This window comes from Paenibacillus sp. G2S3 (genome assembly GCF_030123105.1).
Classification (GTDB): domain Bacteria; phylum Bacillota; class Bacilli; order Paenibacillales; family Paenibacillaceae; genus Paenibacillus_AQ.
This window is the reverse complement of sequence record NZ_CP126095.1, coordinates 5538210-5555812: the sequence shown is the minus strand read 5'-3', so window position 1 is coordinate 5555812 and position 17603 is coordinate 5538210. Positions and strand designations below refer to the sequence as shown.

At 46.4% G+C, this 17603-nt stretch carries 18 protein-coding genes; 8 read left to right on the top strand and 10 right to left on the bottom strand.

What is annotated here, in order from left to right; translation table 11 throughout:
• The first annotated feature begins 7 nt into the window (after window positions 1-7).
• Together QNH28_RS24435 and QNH28_RS24430 are read left to right on the top strand one after the other, a co-directional pair.
• Window positions 8-730, top strand: coding sequence for a glycosyltransferase (locus tag QNH28_RS24435; protein WP_283908917.1), 723 nt, complete (start codon window positions 8-10; stop codon window positions 728-730).
• A complete protein-coding gene (locus tag QNH28_RS24430; protein ID WP_283908916.1) occupies window positions 727-1767 on the top strand; it encodes a glycosyltransferase family 4 protein in 1041 nt (346 codons plus the stop codon). The genes QNH28_RS24435 and QNH28_RS24430 overlap by 4 nt, the downstream gene beginning before the upstream one ends.
• Before the next feature lie 65 nt (window positions 1768-1832).
• On the opposite strand, the gene QNH28_RS24425 is transcribed toward QNH28_RS24430, so the two are convergent.
• The gene (locus tag QNH28_RS24425; RefSeq protein ID WP_283908915.1) at window positions 1833-2903 is read right to left on the bottom strand and encodes a glycosyltransferase family 4 protein; all 1071 of its coding nucleotides are present in this window, start codon (window positions 2901-2903) and stop codon (window positions 1833-1835) included.
• A 203-nt stretch (window positions 2904-3106) separates the two neighbouring features.
• Here QNH28_RS24425 and QNH28_RS24420 point away from each other — a divergent pair, with 203 nt between their 5' ends.
• Window positions 3107-4252: a YhcN/YlaJ family sporulation lipoprotein gene (locus tag QNH28_RS24420; protein ID WP_283908914.1), complete on the top strand. Its 1146-nt coding sequence runs from the start codon at window positions 3107-3109 to the stop codon at window positions 4250-4252.
• A gap of 86 nt (window positions 4253-4338) precedes the next feature.
• On the opposite strand, the gene nagA is transcribed toward QNH28_RS24420, so the two are convergent.
• The 9 genes from nagA to QNH28_RS24375 form a co-directional block, all read right to left on the bottom strand.
• A complete protein-coding gene (nagA, locus tag QNH28_RS24415; protein WP_283908913.1) occupies window positions 4339-5529 on the bottom strand; it encodes an N-acetylglucosamine-6-phosphate deacetylase in 1191 nt (396 codons plus the stop codon).
• A complete protein-coding gene (gene nagB / locus QNH28_RS24410) occupies window positions 5517-6245 on the bottom strand; it encodes a glucosamine-6-phosphate deaminase (RefSeq protein ID WP_283908912.1) in 729 nt (242 codons plus the stop codon). The genes nagA and nagB overlap by 13 nt, the downstream gene beginning before the upstream one ends.
• Window positions 6245-7123 (bottom strand): MurR/RpiR family transcriptional regulator, encoded by an 879-nt coding sequence (locus tag QNH28_RS24405; protein WP_283908911.1) that lies wholly within the window; start codon window positions 7121-7123, stop codon window positions 6245-6247. Before QNH28_RS24405 ends, nagB begins: the two co-directional genes overlap by 1 nt.
• Before the next feature lie 215 nt (window positions 7124-7338).
• Window positions 7339-8316, bottom strand: a complete 978-nt coding sequence (locus QNH28_RS24400) for a LacI family DNA-binding transcriptional regulator (protein WP_283908910.1) — start codon at window positions 8314-8316, stop codon at window positions 7339-7341.
• Between the two features lie 291 nt (window positions 8317-8607).
• Window positions 8608-10050, bottom strand: a complete 1443-nt coding sequence (locus QNH28_RS24395; protein WP_283908909.1) for an FTR1 family iron permease — start codon at window positions 10048-10050, stop codon at window positions 8608-8610.
• Window positions 10007-10408 (bottom strand): hypothetical protein, encoded by a 402-nt coding sequence (locus QNH28_RS24390; protein ID WP_283908908.1) that lies wholly within the window; start codon window positions 10406-10408, stop codon window positions 10007-10009. The genes QNH28_RS24395 and QNH28_RS24390 overlap by 44 nt, the downstream gene beginning before the upstream one ends.
• 58 nt (window positions 10409-10466) lie before the next feature.
• A complete protein-coding gene (gene efeB / locus QNH28_RS24385) occupies window positions 10467-11798 on the bottom strand; it encodes an iron uptake transporter deferrochelatase/peroxidase subunit (protein WP_349655010.1) in 1332 nt (443 codons plus the stop codon).
• A gap of 5 nt (window positions 11799-11803) precedes the next feature.
• Window positions 11804-12703 (bottom strand): iron uptake system protein EfeO, encoded by a 900-nt coding sequence (gene efeO / locus QNH28_RS24380; RefSeq protein ID WP_283908907.1) that lies wholly within the window; start codon window positions 12701-12703, stop codon window positions 11804-11806.
• Between the two features lie 581 nt (window positions 12704-13284).
• Window positions 13285-13452, bottom strand: coding sequence for a hypothetical protein (locus QNH28_RS24375; protein ID WP_283908906.1), 168 nt, complete (start codon window positions 13450-13452; stop codon window positions 13285-13287).
• Window positions 13453-13700: 248 nt separating this feature from the next.
• Between QNH28_RS24375 and QNH28_RS24370 the strand changes: the two genes are divergently transcribed.
• The 5 genes from QNH28_RS24370 to QNH28_RS24350 all read left to right on the top strand — a co-directional run bounded on the left by QNH28_RS24370 (window position 13701) and on the right by QNH28_RS24350 (window position 17599).
• Window positions 13701-13925: a helix-turn-helix domain-containing protein gene (locus QNH28_RS24370; RefSeq protein ID WP_019908812.1), complete on the top strand. Its 225-nt coding sequence runs from the start codon at window positions 13701-13703 to the stop codon at window positions 13923-13925.
• A gap of 77 nt (window positions 13926-14002) precedes the next feature.
• On the top strand, window positions 14003-14164 hold the full coding sequence (locus QNH28_RS24365; RefSeq protein WP_283908905.1) for a hypothetical protein: 162 nt from the start codon (window positions 14003-14005) through the stop codon (window positions 14162-14164).
• 151 nt (window positions 14165-14315) lie between these two features.
• On the top strand, window positions 14316-15305 hold the full coding sequence (locus QNH28_RS24360) for a LacI family DNA-binding transcriptional regulator (protein WP_283908904.1): 990 nt from the start codon (window positions 14316-14318) through the stop codon (window positions 15303-15305).
• Between the two features lie 21 nt (window positions 15306-15326).
• Window positions 15327-16304, top strand: coding sequence for an N-acetylglucosamine kinase (locus QNH28_RS24355; protein WP_283908903.1), 978 nt, complete (start codon window positions 15327-15329; stop codon window positions 16302-16304).
• Window positions 16301-17599 (top strand): 6-phospho-beta-glucosidase, encoded by a 1299-nt coding sequence (locus QNH28_RS24350; RefSeq protein ID WP_283908902.1) that lies wholly within the window; start codon window positions 16301-16303, stop codon window positions 17597-17599. Before QNH28_RS24355 ends, QNH28_RS24350 begins: the two co-directional genes overlap by 4 nt.
• The last annotated feature ends 4 nt before the right edge of the window (window positions 17600-17603 follow it).

The following is a 17603-nucleotide window of genomic DNA, read 5'->3' as shown; positions in this document are numbered from 1 at the left end:
TGAGCGCATGAGTGAAGAACCTAAAGTGTCGGTAATCATTCCTTTTTATAACTGTCCATACGTGGATCTCGCGATTCAAAGCGTCGTGGAACAAAGTTACTCGAACATAGAGATCATTGTAATTGATGATGGGTCTACTCTTTGGAGGGAGAAGCTTGAACCCTTCATGGATAAGATCATTTATAAGCGAAAAAATAATGGAGGAACCGCCTCCGCGCTAAACAAAGGAATAGACGTGGCTACGGGAACCTATTTTGCCTGGTTAAGTGCTGACGATTTATTTCATCCGAATAAAATCAAACATCAGATGCAAATGCTCAAGAGCACAGGCACTTTGTTTAATTATACAGCCTACTATTATATAAACGAGCAGGGTAAGCGGATTTCCGAGACGATAAGTATGATTTTTGACAGTAGGGCACAGCTTATTGAGACCATGATGTTAGGCTGCCCGGTGAATGGAAGTACTGTGCTTCTTCATATGGATATTTTACGCGCAGTTGGAAAATTCAATGAGAAATTTTTATATACACAAGATTATGATCTATGGCTGCGTATTTTGCCGTATTATACATGGTCTTATATAGAGGAACCGCTGCTTGATTACCGAGTTCATAACGAGATGGGCTCAGTAATTCACAAAGAGGAGCAGACAAGGGAGATTGAGCAGGTACAAGCAAGACATCACCGGGTTCTATCGCGGTTGTTGCTAAAGGAGAGAAGGAGATGAAGTTAATATTTCCTGTTCTAACTCTAACCAGGGGTGGGGCGCAGCGTATGCTGGCAGAGCTGACTAATCGTCTTACAGAAATTGGTCATGAAGTGACGATCCTCTTACCCAGCGATGGTGTCGTAGAATACGAGATGAAATGTGAACTGGTCTATGCAAAAACAGGAGAACTGGCAGCAAGCGATTTTCCTGTAGGAGATGTGATTATCTCCAACTTCTATACCACAGTCGAGGTATCGCAGCGGGCAAGTGAAGACGGTAAAGGCGTTCATGTTCGATTGGCGCTTTGTTATGAGCCAACCTTTTTACCTGACAATAACCGTTCTTTTTCATCGTATAATATTACGCCTAACCTACTCGTTCTTTCGCGCTGGCAACAAGGAATTGTCCAGATGAATCATGGAATTAAAGGGAGAATCGTGCCAATCGGTGTAGGCCAAGTTTTTAGAAATCTTAAAATCCGTGATCCTAAAAAAAGGCTGGTAATTTCCGCGATTATGCGCAAGACAGAAGGTGGATTCTCAGCTCACCGTGAGCAGAATTATTTACTTCAACAATTAAACAAGGTTAAAGCCCAACATCCAGAGGTTGAACTTTATTTAATTTCTCCTCCCGGAGAACAAGCGGAATCTCCAACGCTTCAAACCCTAGTGAACGATGAACGTTACCAAATAAGGACTCCAGCGAATGATGCTGAACTTTGTTTCCATTATAGTGAGAGCGACATTTTTGTGAGTTCGAGTACGTATGATACAGGTTCGTTGCCAGGAATCGAGGCTATGCGTTGCGGCGCGGCGCTCGTTACGGTTTACTCCGGTGGGAATATGGAATATTGCACGCATGGCCATAACTGCTTAATGTCTTACCGATTTCAGAACCGGCTTGCAGATGACATTATAACCTTAATCAGAGACCCGGCTTTACGCCAACGATTGGCTCGTAAGGGTGAACAGGTTTCACAGGATTTCACTTGGGAAAAAAGCACACAAATACTTCAAAATGTGCTATTTGAGATTGTATCAAGAAATCCATCTTAGTATGTCCCAAATCATAAAAGAACCTTCAAATCCACAAATAAAGTGGACTGAAGGTTCTTTTTCAGTTAGAAGATGGCAAAGGAGTTCATCATTTCACGAAAAGACTGCGCATATTTTTCCGAACCGTAACGTGAAACCATATAATTTCTTCCTTGCTGGCGGAGTGCATTTCGTAGTGGCATATTGTTCATTAGCTCTAGCCCTTCATTGACGGCGGTTTCGATGTTGCCAAGCGGATAAAATTTACCTGAGATATTATGCACAATAAAGGATCTAACCCCGTCAGAATCCGTGCTAAGTACAGGACAAGTGCAGCAAATGGCTTCCGCAACGGCATAGCCAAATCCTTCTGTAACTGAAGTGGATAACAGGAACCCTCCAGAATTAGCTATGGACGAATAATAAATGGGCATCACATGGTTAGGGATATTGGTAAAGGTACTTAAACGGTCATTCAGACCTAAGGCATGCAATTCTTCTTGGAAGGATAGCTTTTGATCTTCTGTGGCTAATTCAGGGTCATGAAACATCCATAAATGAAGGTTTGGTTTGTGAAGGCGAATTTGATGGGCAATTCTCAAATATTCTCGCCAATTTTTGTTGCTCTCCAAACGCCCTACCCAAGCGATGACCGGATCTGCGGGAGGCTCGGCAGGGATATGCTGAAAAGACTGGACATCAACAATATTGGGAATGACATACCGATGCAGCCATGGACAGATTTCAATAAACAGCTCCAGTAAATGATCCGTTGGTGGGATTAGGACAGCGTTACAGTAGGAGCGGAAATAAGGAATAGCGTCTTTGATTAGGTCTTCCGCATGACTGCGTTTTCCAAGTCCTTGAGATTCGTATATCAAAATACCGCCGTAACCGAGCTCACGCAGACGCTTCAGCAATAAATAATCGGATGTAACAATAATGGCATCATAGTTATGGGTATCAAGTACTTCTTTAATCTCCTCATCTATAGAGGAAATGAACACCGGAAAGTTAGCCTTATTCTGGCTTCCTGAACCAGGCATTAGATATAAAACATGGCATTCAATCCCATTACGCTGGAGACTCTCACACCGCAGCTTGTTTAAGGTCTCCACCCCGCCACTCGGTATATAAAACGTGAATAAAACTTTCATGCACGCGCCTCCTGACTTTTGCGGAGCAATACCGACTCGCTTGAGATACGGCTTACTGTTTATAAGATACGCCGATGTGCATGGTCAGGTGACGGTCAAACGGACACAGTTCCAAATCCTTTCAGGATAGCTTGATCTAAGGAAGGTCATCCTAACGACTGTTACGCTGCACACATACAACAATAGAGATGGAGGATGAATTCATGATGCGATCCAAGATCAGCATGTCAGTCTCAGCCGCATTACTTCTAGGCTTGGTGAGTATTACAGGGTGTGGGACGAATACGGCAGAAAAGACTAATGTGCAAACTAATAGTGTCCGGGGCGTAAATGACGGACGTATCGGTGTAAACTCCGTACGCGGAGGAACGATGGGTACGCATAATATTACTAAGATGGAGGTCAGTCAGGAACTCGCTGATCGTATTGCCGCTATGCCTGAAGTTCGCACAGCGAACGTAATGCTTGCAGGTAAGAATGCGTATGTCGCCGTAACATTGCATGATACAACTACTGGACTTCGGGCCAAAGGTACTACATCCTATAGAGCTAAATCGTCTACAGTTCCTCACAATTATGGACCGACTGGGGTAATGTCGGGTACAGGAAGAGTGAAAATTGGACGCGATGGGATGAATGATACAGGGGCCGTAACGAATGGAACGAACGGAACCTTAAGAGGTACTGTGAATACAGTCCCTGGTACAACAAGCACTGGACCTGCAACCAGAAATGGAACGCTTGGCATGGGAAGTATGGGGACGGGTACAGGTACGACAGGTATGGGGACTCACAGAAATGGAACAACCGGTATGGGAAGTTTGGGAACAGGTACAGGGACTACTGGGACAAGAACCCATACTTATAATAATGGACCTCTGCTGAACAGCAACGGTTCGAAGCATGATGTTAATATGGGGATGGGCATTGGTAACGGAATGGGTATGGGAACTAGAAACGCAACAGGAACAGGAATGACCGATGGTTTGGGAACAGGAATGGGCATTCGCAGTACCACTCCAAACTACACCAATAGTACCCATGGTACGAATTATAGAAGTAATTCGACTCACATGAACAGCACCAATTCGACTCACATGAATAGCACAAATAACACTATGCATACGAAAGAAACTGATACAGTTACTAAAGAAATTAAAGCAAAAATCGCTGCCGAAATTAAAAAACATGATGCAACAATTAAGGATGTATACGTATCAGCAAATCCAGACTTTGTAGATCGTGTCAACGTTTATGCCGAAGAGGCTCGTGCGGGTCATCCGATCAAAGGTTTTGTGGATGAATTCCGGACGATGGTTGAGCGAATTTTCCCAACGCGTAATTATTAATAAATAGTTAGAGTTGATTTATAAACAAAAAAACAACAATTCTCGCCATAAAGGTGAGGACTGTTGTTTTTTTGTTATACACAATTTTATTGAATGGTAATTTGACGACCGCCAATCCATACGCCACGCAAATTCAAATCAGCGTCAAGCCGGAGAATATCGCCGCGTTTTCCGGCTTCCAAAGAACCGATGGAACGTTCCATTCCAATGGATATCGCCGGAGTAAGGCTTGCAGCACGGGAGGCCTCTTCCAGGCTGAGCCCTACTTCCTGTATGAGATAACGGAAGCCGCGGATCATGGTAAGCGTACTACCCGCTAAAGCAGCAGGGTTATCTTTAAGTGTGGCGATGCCATCTTGAACCAGCACAGGTAAATCACCAATCGTATATTCACCATCATTAAGTCCAGTCGCAGACATAGCATCTGTAATTAATAACAAATTGTTATCTTTTTTTAGATTAGCCACTATAGAGATGGCTGCAGGATGAACATGTATGCCATCGGCGATAATCTCCGCCCGTATGCGCTTATCGAATAGTACGGCACCGGCAGATCCAGGCTTGCGGTGATGTAGTGGTGTCATTGCATTAAACATATGCACAGCTTGATTTAATCCGGCATCTGCTGCGGCAATGACCTCTTCAAAGGATGCATCGGTGTGACCGAGAGCAGCGGTAATACCATGCTTACGTAGCCAGAGAATAGCTTCGAGTGCGCCTTCGCGTTCCGGAGCCAATGTGACTTGCCGGATCATGCCTGGGTAATCGTTCTCCCATTGTTCCAGCCATTCAATATTGGCAGGAACAATATGCTCTGGGTTCTGAGCGCCAGACCATTTCGGGCTGATGAACGGTCCTTCCAAATGCATACCCGCAATTTGTGTGTATGGCATCTCAGTGGAGCGATATGCGTTTATTTCGGCAAATACTTGATCAATGGCTGGCTTGGAAGCGGTCATAGTCGTTGCCAGCATGGTAGTTGTTCCTTGGGAGCTGTGAAACTTAGTGATGGTATTTAGAGATTCGGTATCACTGTACATAAAGTCGTGGCCAGCTCCACCATGTACATGTACATCTACAAATCCAGGAATAAGCAGGTCTCCCGAAGCTTGACCATCGGCTGGCCAATGTGCGTAAGCTTCTGGAAGCCATGTTGCCTCACCGGCATAACGGATTTGCTCACCTGATACAGCAATCACGCCCTGCTCAATTAATCCTTGGGGAGTCAGCACCTTACCAAACAGTAATTTTCCTAGTTCTTTCTTTACTTCAGCCATTTTCCTGCTCCTTCATCTACAAGGACGATTACATTCGGATGGCTTTGCAGCAAAGATGCAGGGCATTGGGTAGTAATCGGACCTTCAACAGCATTGCGGATAGCTTCAGCTTTGCCAGCTCCGCGTACTAACAAAAGAATTTGGCGTGCTTTCAGAATGCCGCCGATGCCCATGGTGACCGCTTGCCGTGGTACATCGTCTAAAGAGTCGAAGAATCTGGCATTAGCTTCCCGTGTGTCTTCAAGCAAATCAACGACATGAGTTTTGCTGCTCAGATTGGCATCTGGTTCATTGAATCCGATATGACCGTTGCTTCCAATCCCGAGGATCTGCAAGTCAACCGGTCCGTTCTCTTCCAGCATTTTGTCGTAAGCGAGGCACTCCGCTTCCATATCTGCTGCATTGCCGTTAGGGACATGTGTCTGTCCTAGATCAATATCAATATGATTGAATAATTGCTCATTCATGAAGCTGCGATAGCTCTGCGGGTGATCGACAGGCAAACCGATATACTCATCAAGATTGAAGGAAGTGGCCTTCGAGAAGCTAACAAGTCCTTTTTGATGCATTTCAACTAATTTGGCATAGACACCAACTGGGGAACTTCCGGTCGCAAGACCGAGCACCGCTTTAGGATTGCTTTGAAGCAGGCTGGCGATAAGATTTGCACCTGTCTGTACGAAATCTTCATCACTATTGAACTTAAGAATATTCATTATAATTGACCTCCTCGTTTGTTTCGGTAATGTTGGACATTCAGATAAGATTGCTCCAGTCTAGGAATAAAATCCCCAAAACGGGTGCTGACCATTCCAGTAAACAAAATATCAATGATGTGTAGCTGGGCAATACGTGAGGCCATATCTCCTCGTCGCATTCCTTTTTCCAGAGAAGAGGAGAAGAGTGGAATATCAGCCAGAGTTGCCAAGGTGCTGCTGCCGTAAGAGGTTAGAGCGATGGTGCTTGCTCCGCTGGCTTTGGCACAGGTTAAAGCATCAATGGTCTCTGGGGTTTCTCCGGAATACGATACTGCGAAAACGACATCGCCTTCAGATAGCGAAGAGGCAGATGTAATCTGCATATGGGAATCGGCAAATGCCGTACAATTCACGCCAATGCGGATTAGCTTTTGGTAGAAATCCTGAGCAACAATGGAGGAAGTAGCCATTCCGTAAAGGTCCACTCGCCGTGCTTGACACAATAAATTAACGGCTGCCTGTAGTCGTTCCAAATCCAAAAGTGAAGTTGTATCTCGGATGGATGTCAGGTGATTTGTTTGCATCGCTTCCACAATAACGGAGAGTGGGTTGCCTGCAACAATATCCTGATAAGAAGAACCACCATCCTGAGGTGCTGCATCGCTATGAGCAATCTCAGCCGCTAGCTTTACTTTGAAATCTGGAAAACCCTTGAAATGCAGAACCTTACAAAAACGTGTGATGGTAGCAGGACTAATACCGCATTGCTCCGCGAGTTCTGTGATACCCATATGAACAATTTCACCTGGTGATGACAGGATCCGTTCCGCCAGCTTGCGCTCCATTTGTGAGAGCTTGGACTTTTCGTGCTCGAGTGCATACAAAATTGGGGACATCAATCCACCTCGACTTCTAATGAAACTTTTTTTAAAATTATTTTTAAAATTATATCTTGAAATAAGAAAATTATTTTCATAATCAGAATAAAACAAAATCATTCCGGATGCAAGGGGGAAAAATGAATAAAAAAAGGATAATATGTGAGAATTAAAAACAGCCCACTCACAGAAGACTGCGAAGTGGACCGTTTTTGAACAACATCTGAATCGTACTATACCGTAGAACGTTCAATAATGCGATACTCAAGCTTATGGTGTACCGGATGTCTATCGTTATTCTGGATCTGATCATAAATGATCCGAAAAGCTGTAACGCCCATTTCGGACAACTGGTTATCTATGGTGGTGAGACCCAAAGCTCGTCCGATCGGCTGGTCGTCAAATCCGATGACCGCCAGATCCTCAGGAATACGGATCCCGTTCTTCCACGCTTCGATGATCAGACCGGCTGCTACATGATCGCCTGTTATAATCAGGGCATTGGGCCGCTTCTTCATTTTCAGCAGTTCGTGCAGTACACGCCCACCATCCTCTTCATTCATACAGTCATACATCATCCATCCTTCATGAAAAGGCTGTCCTGTAGCGGCTAAAAAGTCATTAAAGGCAATTTGTCGGATGGAACTACTACTGCCGTGCTGTTTGCCTTCACAGTAACCGATCTGTTGGTACCCCTTATCACTCAAGTACTGGAGGCCGGAACGAAAAGCAGAATAATGCTCAATATACACGGAAGAGAAGCGACATTCACCTCTATCTTGGCAGATTACTATTGGGCCATACGCTGTATATTCTTCAATGACTTCTGAGCTCATTCTCGTAGATACAATTACCACGCCGTCAATTTCTTTGTTGCGCAGCATCTCCAGTACCTTGAGCTCTTCTTCATGACGATAATCGGTCTGGCACAGAATTAGTCGGTAATGCGCTAGCAGCGCTTCTTGAGCTAAGCCTTCAATAATTACAGAGAAATAAAAAAGGTTGATGTTAGGGATAATAACTGCAATGGCTTGGGTACGGCCAGTAATTAGATGTACGGCGTTCATATTACGCGTGTAGTTTAATTTTTCAATCGTATTAAGGACAGCGGTTCTTTTGGCTTCACTTACATAAGGATGATTATTGAGTACTCGCGAGACCGTTGTCACGGAAACACCAGCCATACGAGCGATTTCTTTTATATTAGCCATTCGAGAACAACAGCCTCCCTTTGGTGCTTGTGTGTAGTATATAGTCTTTTTATTCTATCATATCGTCCGTAAATTACCTCGCAAATAAAAAGCTTGCTATGGAATCCATTTCATAAATTAGACTGTAATTGCAAGGGATTACCGGACTAAACCGGCGTAACCTAAAGGGCGTGACGGACCGGTACATCTAATTTCATTTTCTAATGCAAAGGTCATAGGATCGGCTTCATTTAAAATCTACAAAAAACGGTTGTCATCGTTAAAAGATGACAACCGTTTTTTTCTTTGTTGCTATACAGTTTGTGACGCTTTCGGTGCTCTATTCCGCAGCATTTCCCACACAATAAACGCAAGGACAAGCAACTGAGGAACTAATGTTTCCCAAGTTGGATACATCCCGAGCCAGCTAATAGAAGGTAACCCATCCTGTACATGAGCGGGAAGTTTCCCGGCGACTTGAAGGGAGTGAATGCTCTCTCCAAGAAAGCGGAACACTAAATAGTAAATAAGTAGTGTAGCTGTACGGAAGAAGGCGGCAATCGGCAATTTCGCACTCAAGGCAATAATTGCGTAACCTACAATCCCTAGAATCACTAGAGCACTTCCGATCCCTAGCAGCAATTGAGACACTTTAATGGAAGGGGCCATCCCTACATAAAAAATAGTGGTTTCTGCACCTTCGCGTAAAATCGCAAGCGCTGCTACGGAAGATAATGACCAGAGATTACCCTTGGCTAACGCTCCATCCACTTGCCGACCAACATAGTTGTTCCAATTCGCGGTATTTGATTTGCTATGCAGCCAGCGTCCAATGGTAAGCATCATGATTACAGCAACAAGACCCGTGATGCCTTCAATCATCTCACGTGCTCCACCAGATGCCGCGCGGGAAATGGTATAGGTGAGCAGAACGGCTAATCCGATACTCGCTACAAGTCCTATAGCTGCGCCAGACCAGATCCATTTCTGTGCTTTGGTGTTGCCATCACGCTTCAGGTAGGCAAGAAGGGCAGACAATACGAGGATCGCCTCCAGTCCTTCACGCAGTAGAATTAGCGCAGCATCCCAAGCATTATAGGTTGTCTCACCAGCCAAAGGAGTTAGCTCAGAGACCATATTATCCATGATCTTTAAGGCTTGATCTAACTTAGGTGGATTAGAGAGCAGATAGCCAGTGACCGCTGCACTTTCGTTCTCAATATTGTTATAGACCGCCGGAGAAGCAATTTGTACTTGTCCTTCAGCAGAGGGCCAATCTACGATGAATTGTTCCATGATATTTGCTGCTTCTGCGCTGTTGCCTGCTTTGGCGGTGGAAGAAGCTTTGTTGAGATGGCTGATCAGTCCTTCAATAGATGCTGGTTTACCGGAAGTATCGCCAGCATCTATTGCTTTGCCTTCACTGTAATCAGCAAGCAGCTGATATAAGGCTTCTGCTTCTGATTTCGCCGACTCCTCGCGGAGCGGTTCTGCCTGCAGCGCGATGCGCAGCAGGCTTATCTTCGTCTCCAGCAAGCTGTAGACGGCGGAATTGTCGGCCCGGATGTTGCGCTCTGCCGGCTTCCATCCGCTGACGATGTCGCGGTACGCTGCCGCTGCCGCGCTCCAGTCGGCGCTGCGCGCCGCATCCCGCGTGCGCTCCGCCGCGGGCAGCAGCTTCGCCGCCGTCTCTTGGCCGGCGGCTCCAGTGTCACCGCCGTCCGTGCCGGAGGCGGCGGTGACATACGCGTCCACGCTTCTGCGAGCGTGGACAGTGCCGTTTTGGCGGGCGCACCATCGCCCGCCGCAAGGCCGCCGCCGCGTCTGCAAGCGCGGCGTCAACAGCGGCTGCCGGACCGGCAAGTGCCGGGTCCGGCGTGTTCGCGTTCGCGGTGCGCCATAGCGCAGCGAACGCTTCTACATCGGCGGCGGCCGCGTCCCAGCGGCTCTGGCCGGCTTCGACGAGCGCGCTGCCGACTGGCGGCAGCAGCTCGTCGACCGAGCCATCGCCCTCCGCGCGCGCCGCCGGGTTAGATAGCATCAGTATACATATGATGCTAAACAGAATCAGTACGGCTGCCTTCGATAGCAGCCGTTTATTAAGAGAGTACATCGGGATAATCCCCTTTCAATAATGGACAGGAACATTCGATTGGAAAATTAGGGCTGGCTTAGCCTAAAAGGGCTTCCCCGATGTAGCCGCCTTTGCGAATACCTGGGAAGCAGGCAAATACCGCACTGCCTGTATGAGTCATATATTCGTTTAGCCGATCGCTTTTCGAGAGGAGCTGCTGGATCGCAACAAATTGCTTCATTAAATCCCGTTGAAAGCTGATGAATAATAATCCTGCATCGAGTTGACCTGTTGCGATATCTAATCCGCTGGAAATGGAGTAGGAGCGGCGCAGCATTTTGACTGTGCCGTCACCATGGGCTAAGGCAGAATGTGAATCCGGTGGAATGATCGGCTTCCCGGATGCATCAGCCGCTTTCAGATTCAGATCATCAAATTCATCCTTTGCACCGATAGGTGCTCCGGTATGGCGATGACGTCCAAAGGTAGCTTCTTGATCGCTTAGAGAGGAACGGTCCCAGACCTCGATTCGGAAACGTACACGGCGAACTGCCATATAAGTGCCGCCGCTCATCCATGAAGGACCGTCACCGCTGCTGTTCCAGACCACTTCGTTCATTTCTGCTTCGTTCGTAGTATCTGGATTTCCTGTGCCGTCTTTAAAACCTAGAAGATTACGCGGCGTGGCTCCCTTAGGATCTGCTGTTCCTGTGCGCTGGAAGCCTTCCTGTGTCCAGCGGAGTACGGCTGTGCCACGGGCGATACGTGCCAGATTGCGGATAGCATGGAAGGCCACCTGCAGATCATCAGCACAGGCTTGAACACAAATATCTCCACCACACCACTTAGGATCCAGGTTATCTCCCGTAAATGCAGGAAGATCGGCTAATAGAGTTGGACGCTTGGAAGATAAACCGAATCTGTTGTCAAAAAAAGAAGGTCCGACACCAAAGGTAAGCGTACAGCGTGAAGGGTTTAAACCATCCACTTCACCTGTATCGGAGGGTGGTAGATTAGGATTGTCATTGACGTCGCCAATGAGGCTGCCAGTAGTAAGAGAAGCTGCGGCAGTTGTCCATGCTTGCATTAGCTTTTTTACATCGGATAGCTTCGTTGTGGTGAGATCAAAGGCTGCGAAGTAAATAAAATTCTGCGCAGGGGTTAGAATGCCGGCCTGATGACTCCCGTAAAAAGGAATGGAATCACTTTGGGAAGCTACTGTTGGCTCAGCTACGGCATTACGCGCAGCCATAATTCCGCCAACACCTCCTCCACCTAATAGCAGACCAAGGCTAGTGGCGCCAGTAAGCCGCAGCATATCGCGGCGGCTTAGTTTTTTATCTAATATAGGATTGCTCTTGGATTCTTCATTGAGAGGGACACCCTCAGCATTCGCTGGTAAACCGGTGAATTTGTTGTGCTTATTCATGATGTTCACACTCCTAGAATAGTTCCCATGTTGGACAATGGCTCAGCCAAGGCATCCAAATTCTGACTCAACTTACGCACATCTTCTTCTTTCAGCTCTTTATAGGAAACATATCCATCTCCAGATTTGAAAGGAGCAAGCTCGGCTTGCAAGGCTGCGAACCGTTCACCAATTGTTTTTTCTAGCTCAGCATCTTTTTTCGCCAGTTCAGGCTTTAACAGCTCGTATATCTTTTGGGCGCCTTCAACATTAGCGACGAAATCATACAGATCTGTGTGGGAGTAACGTTCTTCCTCACCTGTTACTTTAGAAGAAGAAACCTCATTAAGCAGTTCCACAGCACCAGTAACGAGCAGATTGGCATCGATCTCTACGGTCTCTACTTTTGCACGCAGAAGCTGGGCATCTTTCAATAATTGGTCAGCAACTTCGGTCATATCTTTGGTTGTGTTATCCTGCCAGAGCGCTTTCTCAAGCTTATGGAAGCCGCGCCATTCAGCAGCATCTACGTCATTCTCGCGGGCATCAATATTTGGATCCAAATCACCCAGTGCTTCTGCAATCGGCTCAATTCGTTCGTAATACATGCGGGCTGGCGCATAAAGTGCCTTCGCATCCTCAATCTTTGCTTCTTTAACTGCGTTTGTGAAATTTTCTGTTTGCTTTACAAATTCATCACATTGCTCGATGACATATGTACGATATTGCTCAACCGCTGATGTAAAGTCGGCAGTAGTTGCTGTAGTAGTATCAGATGTATTTGTTGCCTTGGTACTGTTAGCAGCAGTATTTGCAGAGTTATTATTGCTAGTGTTGCTATTACTGTTATTGTTGTTACTGGCACACCCGGTAAATAGTATGGAGGCTGCAAGTAGACCTGCAGGCACGGCATATGTGAATTTCATTGAATGAAGCACCCCTTTTTTATATGTAAATGATAATCGTTATCATTTATGCTGGATTTATCATAAGTCCGTATACATTTACTGTCAATATAAAATTGTGATGTATTTCATAGTTAATAATTTGCACGACAAAAAAACTCCCTGGGATGGGAGTGGAGTTTGTAGTAATATAGCTAATCTCATTCGGGAATTAGCAGGTTAATGATTCAATTGTACTGTTACAGAAAAGCACTGTCTCTATGCCATGCAATAAACTGCAGAGTTATCCTTCTGTGTGGACCTAATATGATCTAAATCACTAGAGGCATCGTTTGTATAGATCATTTATTTGCGCGTACACAGCAGTTGAAGGACACAGATGACCTTAAATGCAGCATTTTTCGAGTTTTGGATCGCTATCGGACCCTATAGTCGCTATTGGCCTGAAAAACACCAAATATTGACCTCTTTCTGAGGAGTAGCTGCATTGGAGTCCGAAACTTAGCTCAAAAGGCGATAAATTTGCAAATAACGTCATCTGGGTCCGAAAGCATCAGAAGGAGACCGTGAATACACTGTTGAAGCGGCAGGTCGTCTTTATTTTATTGTTCATTATGGGATTCATGTTCTGTAGAGGGTTGATTTTTGAATACTTCTGCAGCCTCCTCAGCAGAAAATTCAGGTTCAAATTTACCAACTAGTGGAAATTTGTTTAATTTCGTAGTTTGTACCTCTGCTTTAGTAGGTTGATTATTTTTCGAGTTGCTCATACGTACACCTCCTTTTAATAAGAAACAACAAGTTGTAGTTTACCCTGTAAGGAGATGATTTTATCCTGGAAAATTTCAAGCTTTTGCAGGTGAATGTCCTCACTAAAGCGGTGTAATCAGCTTCGGATGATTAAGCCCATTTTATAGTTATGACAGCACCATTAACTTCATCGATACATAATATGTTTTGACTGTATCCCTTTACCTTGTTATACCAAACAAACCCAGGGCAAGGAGGGGTGACACCATTGAAGGGGAACGAACACCACAGCAAATTTCTGTTGACTCATCGTGAGCGCGAAGTTTTCGAGCTTCTCGTGCAGGACAAAACGACTCGTGATATCGCTGGTTTATTATTTATCAGCGAAAAAACAGTTCGGAACCACATCTCCAATGTAATGCAAAAATTAAACGTTAAAGGCCGTTCACAAGCGGTTGTCGAGCTGATCAAGCTTGGGGAGCTGAAAATATAGCTGGCCATGTCTTCGGAAGTGACGCGTTTAAGCCTTCTCCACCTCTAGGGGTGAGGGAAGGTTTTTTGTTGTGGTTCTTGAATAATGATATTTCCTTAAGCGATTATATCCTCCGAAAAGACTTTGTTATTCCCGACGATTTAGGTTTAGAAATATTAAGTTTGGCTGCAGTTTATGGATTGACGGATATTGGGAATGGTTGTAAAATCATGTTAAAGTTAAAAGCTTTAAACTTTTAAAATCATTTTGATACTTTCGATAAAGGTAAAACTGACATTCAATGTTTGATTCTCAGTCAGGACGTAGTTATGGCGAGAAGAGTTAGTCCTTTTTTATTTCCCTAAAAGTTATAACGTTTAAACTATTGAACTTGGAGGCATAGAAGCTTAGATGAACATTCATGATGTAGCCAAAAGGTCGGGGCTCTCTGTAGTGACCGTATCCAGAGTTCTTAACAATTCACCTTCTGTACGTGAAGGCAATAGGCGGAAAGTGCTGAGTGCTATGGAGGAATTAAATTATCAGCCCAATTCGGCGGCGCGAAGTCTCGTGCGCGGCAAGACGGGAGTCATCGGTATGTCGATTACCAACTTTAACGATTCTTTCTATGACCGCGTGATTCGCGTGGTGAACCGGAAGCTGGCAGAACAAGGTTACTTCTTGGCCCTGTCCATAGCCGAGAATGAGGATGAAGGCGTTAACTTCCTGTTTCAGAAGGACCGCGTTGACGGGATTATCCTGTTGTCTCCGATTGAAGAAAAAGAATATGTGGAGGAGCTAAAAAGAAAAAACATTCCGTTTGTCTTGCTGGATAACCAGCTTCAGCATGAGGATGTTCCCAGTGTCGTCGTTGATAACTATCAAGGGGGGTATGAAGCTACCAAGCACTTGATTGGTCTTGGACACACCCAGATCGCCTATATTGGTGGCCCTTCGGTATTCCTGAGTGTAGCGGAGCGTAAGCGGGGATATGTACAGGCGCTGGATGAAGCGGGGCTAACACCCTTCGGCACGGAATATTGCGGATTTACGGTAAGTAGCGGTTATGAGGTGGCCAAGAGATGGATTCGTGAAGATAAGCTGCCGACAGCCATTTTTTCCGGAGACGATTTTATTGCTCTAGGTGTTGTTCAAGCCCTGCGTGAGGAGGGGATTCTGGTACCTCAGGATATCTCAGTGGTTGGCTTTGATGATCAGCAGTTCGTAGATGAATTTTATCCCCGGTTGACGACAGTCAGACAGCCTGAGGCGCAAATGGGCAGCATTGGTGTTGATTTGCTGATGAAATTAATCAATGGGGAGGTGATGCCGGCTGCTATAACGAAGCTCGCTCCTCAGCTTCTCGTGCGTGAATCCACCGCATCTGTAAGGTTAACCTAAATATTAGGAGTGAAACGAACTGTGAAGTACTTTTTGGGAGTCGATGCAGGGGGCAGCAAAACTTATGCAATGATTGCAAATGAACAGGGAACGGTCATCGGTGTAGGCAAGGGAGGGAACGGGAATCATCAAAATAATCGTGAGCAGGCGGAGAACAGTTTGCACCAGGCTGTATCGGGAGCGATTATAGCGTCGGGGCTGACAAAGGATCAGATGGAGTATTCCTGGTTCGGTCTGGCTGGAGCGGACAGAGAATCCGATTTTCGAATTTTACGACCAATCATCAGCAGACTTGGCCTTCCCCGAACTGAGATTTCCTGCGATACCTGGATTGCCTTGCGATCAGGTACAGAGAGTAATTATGGGATCGTGCTGATCTGCGGCTCGGGAGTGAACTGCGCCGGTAAAAATCCGCGAGGCGTTACATACCAATGTGGTGGATTTGGCTATCGGTTCGGTGATTACGGCGGCGGCTATGATCTAAGTATTGAGGTATTCCGTAGCGTTATTCGGGCGGATGATGGAAGAGAGAAAGAGACTGTTTTAAGCGAACGCTTAATTCATTTGCTGGGCTATTCCAGTGTTTCGGAGTTAAGGGAGGATTACCTGGATCATTCCAGAGACTTGCCTCCCCAGATTGCTGAGCTGCTGTTTCAAGCGGCAGATGAAGGAGACCAGGTCGCCATCGGACTGCTAACCAAGCAAGGGGATGAGCTGGGTTTGGCAGCGGTATCGACAATCCGCCATTTGGCTATGGAGGAGGATTCCTTTGACATCGTACTTGCAGGCAGCCTATTGACCAAAGGGGATCGCTCAGGCATCATCCGGCGGGCCATTGAACAGAGAGTGAAGCATTCGGCTCCAAATGGCACTTTAAGGATTCTAACCCGGGAACCGGTTGTAGGCGCGGTCGTTCTGGCAATGGAAAGCAGCGGTGTGCGTGTGAATCAGGAGGTTCTTAATCGTCTATCACTGGGTAAGGAGGGGCTATTATTATGAAGGAGACTTTGAAGCTCGTTGTCATCGGAGCGGGTTCATCGTATACGCCTGAGCTTATTGAAGGCATCATCATGCATCATAAAGAGCTTCCCGTCCGCGAAGTATGGCTGGTGGATATTGAGGCGGGAAGGGAGAAGCTGCATACGATTGCGGAATTAAGCAAGCGTATGATTGCTGAGTCCGGACTGCCGATTACCGTGACCCAGACGCTTGAGCGCAGGGAGGCCATCGCCGGAGCAGACTTTATCTGCACTCAAATCCGGGTAGGTATGCTGGAAGCGCGAAAATGGGATGAATTAATTCCGCTTCAATACGATGTCATCGGTCAGGAGACGACGGGTCCCGGAGGGATGATGAAAGGCCTGCGGACCATTCCGGTTATTCTGGATATTTGCAAGGACATCGAGGAGTTAGCTCCGGATGCCTGGTTGCTGAATTTTACGAATCCGGCCGGTATGGTAACTGAAGCTGTTCACAAATATTCATCGGTAAAAAGCGTAGGCCTGTGCAACTCGCCGATCGGTTTTCAAAAGTGGCTCTCTGAGTTCTTCGGACTTCCTATGGAGAAGATCTACGCGGAGTTTGTCGGCATCAACCATCTGCACTGGGTATCCGATATCGTAATTGACGGTAAAAGCAAGCTACAGGAGCTCATTGATTACCCCCAGAACTACAAGGCGAGTAATGTGCCGTTTGATTCCTGGGACCACCGGTTTCTGAATGCTTTGAAAGCCATCCCTTCTTATTACCTGAGCTATTACTACATGACGGACGCGATGCTTGCGGAACAGAAGGAAGCAGCAGCAACGACCGGATCGCGCGCTGAGGTAGTGAAGAAGGTGGAGGAAGAGCTGTTTGAGCTGTATCGGAACGTTGAGCTAAAGGAGAAACCAAAGCAGCTGGAGCAGCGTGGTGGAGCCTATTACTCCGAGGCGGCAGTGCTGCTGATGCGCTCCATTTATAATGATTCCCGCGATATCCAGACGTTGAATGTAAGGAATAACGGAATGATTGACTTCTTGCCGGATGATGCCTCCATTGAGGTGAACTGTGTGGTCACCAAACAAGGTCCGCTGCCGATTCCGCTGCGCAAAATTCCTCAGCCGGTCAAAGGCCTGCTGGCCGCGGTCAAGCAATACGAGAGCCTCACCATCGAGGCGGCTGTGCACGGAGACCGGGGTATGGCCCTGCAGGCTATGGTTCATCATCCGCTCGTGCCTTCGGTCACCGTAGCTGAACAGCTGCTGGATGAAATGCTGGAGAAGAACAAAGCGTTTTTGCCGTTGTTTCACTAGAATC